Below are 1772 nucleotides of genomic sequence, written 5' to 3'. Positions count from 1 at the left end.
CAGATGCTGGACCAATGCCACGAAGTTAAGGCTCAGTTGACGTTGTCAAGTGCGAGCGCTGAGGAGACGGGCCTCTGCTATCCAGGGGATCGACCAAGATCTTCCTGAGAGAGCAGAGGCTCGGTGGCTCAGTCTGTCACGTACGGAATCGATGACCTGTTCGCACCTGGGCATGTCGGTGAATTGACGCAGGTCGTCCCGACCGAGCTGGTGGATGCGGTGTTGGACGAGACCGGGACGCGCGAACGACGGCTACGTAGTCTCCCCTCACGCGTCGGGGTGTACTTCGTGCTCGCGCTCGGGCTATTCGAGCACCTCGGCGCCGGGCTTGTGTGGGGCAAGCTCGTGGCCGGACTGACCCCTGCGGTGCCGCAGACGTCGGAGAAGGCCCTTCGCGATCTGCGGCGGAGGATCGGCGTGGCCCCGCTCCAGCGGCTGTTCGAGGTGCTGGCAGGCCCGTTGGCCCAGCCCTCCACCCCTGGAGTGCGCTACCGCCTCTGGCGAACGGTCGCCTTCGACGGCTGTGGGAGCCTGAACGTCCCCGACCACGAGCGCAACCGGTCCTGGCTCGGCCGTACGGAGCGCCGCCACGGCCCTTCCGGATACCCCCGGCTGATGCTGATGACCTTGTGCGAAACCGGCACCCGCGGCCTGATCGCCGCCATCTTCGGCACCGCCTCGAAGGGCGAAACCGACTACGCACACGACCTGGTCAACCACCTGACCTCGGACATGCTCCTGCTGGCGGACCGCGCCTTCGACAGCAACAAACTGCTCGCAGACATCGCGGCTCAGGGAGCACAGTTCCTGATCCGTGCCACCAGCACCCGGCGCCCGCCGGTCCTGGCCCTGCTGCCCGACGGCTCTTACCTCACCCAGATCGGCAGCGTTCGGCTGCGAGTGATCGAGGCCGAGGTCCGCTCCCGCACCGCCCACGGCGACGACTTCGGCGGAACCTACCGCCTGCTCACTACACTGATCGACCACCGCACCGACCCAGCAGACCGCCTGGTCGGCCTCTACCACGAACGCTGGGAGATCGAGACCGCCTACCTGGCACTACGTCATACCCGCCTCAAAGGCCGCGTTCTTCGGTCGAAGGACCCGGTGGGCCTCACCCAGAAGATGTGGGGCCTCCTGGCCATCTACCAGGCCCTGCGCTCGATGATGGTGACCGCGGTGGAGACAGTGCCCGGCTGCGATCCCGACCGGGCCGGCTTCACTGTGGCCCTGGAGGCCGCGCGCGACACGGTGATCAGCATCGCCGGGACGACCGCAACAGCCGCAGCTCCCTTCGGACGCCCCGACCTGGTAGGGCATATCGGCACCCGTGTCCTGCGAGCGTTGCTGCCCAAGCGCCGCATGCGGCTGTCCGCTCGCATCGTCAAGTGCGGAACGTCCCGCTATGCCATCTGGAACCGCGACGAGCGACCTCGCGACAGCACGCCGATCACCGCCATCGTGATCACCGTGCATCCACCGACTCTCCCCACCGCGCATGCCCCAGACCGGGCCCTCTCCGGCCGCTGGGGGCAGGTCTGCCGGGTCCTGGCGGAGAACTCCAACCAGGCCATGCACGCCCGCGACATCGCAGGAAACCTAGGCCTCACCACCACCGGACGTGTGCTCAGCGGCTTCAACGCGCAGCTCTGCTACTGGGCACGCAACGGCCGACTCATCCGCACGGCACCGAGCACGTACAAGCTCCCTTTTCCGAGGGGCCTTGACAACGTCAACTGAGCCTTAACTTCGTGGCATTGGTCCAGTATCGC

The 1772-nt window shown here is 66.8% G+C and carries 1 protein-coding gene; it reads left to right on the top strand.

The genetic code is table 11. The features are described 5' to 3' along the window. The first annotated feature begins 123 nt into the window (after positions 1–123). Positions 124–1740: an IS4 family transposase gene (locus ACIRJP_RS42520; protein ID WP_404186601.1), complete on the top strand. Its 1617-nt coding sequence runs from the start codon at positions 124–126 to the stop codon at positions 1738–1740. Positions 1741–1772: the final 32 nt, after the last annotated feature.

It is taken from the genome of Streptomyces sp. NPDC102437, assembly GCF_044765565.1.
In the GTDB taxonomy this organism is placed as follows: Bacteria; Actinomycetota; Actinomycetes; order Streptomycetales; family Streptomycetaceae; genus Streptomyces.
Note: the sequence above shows the minus strand (reverse complement) of the source record. Positions and strands in the feature narration are given on the sequence as shown.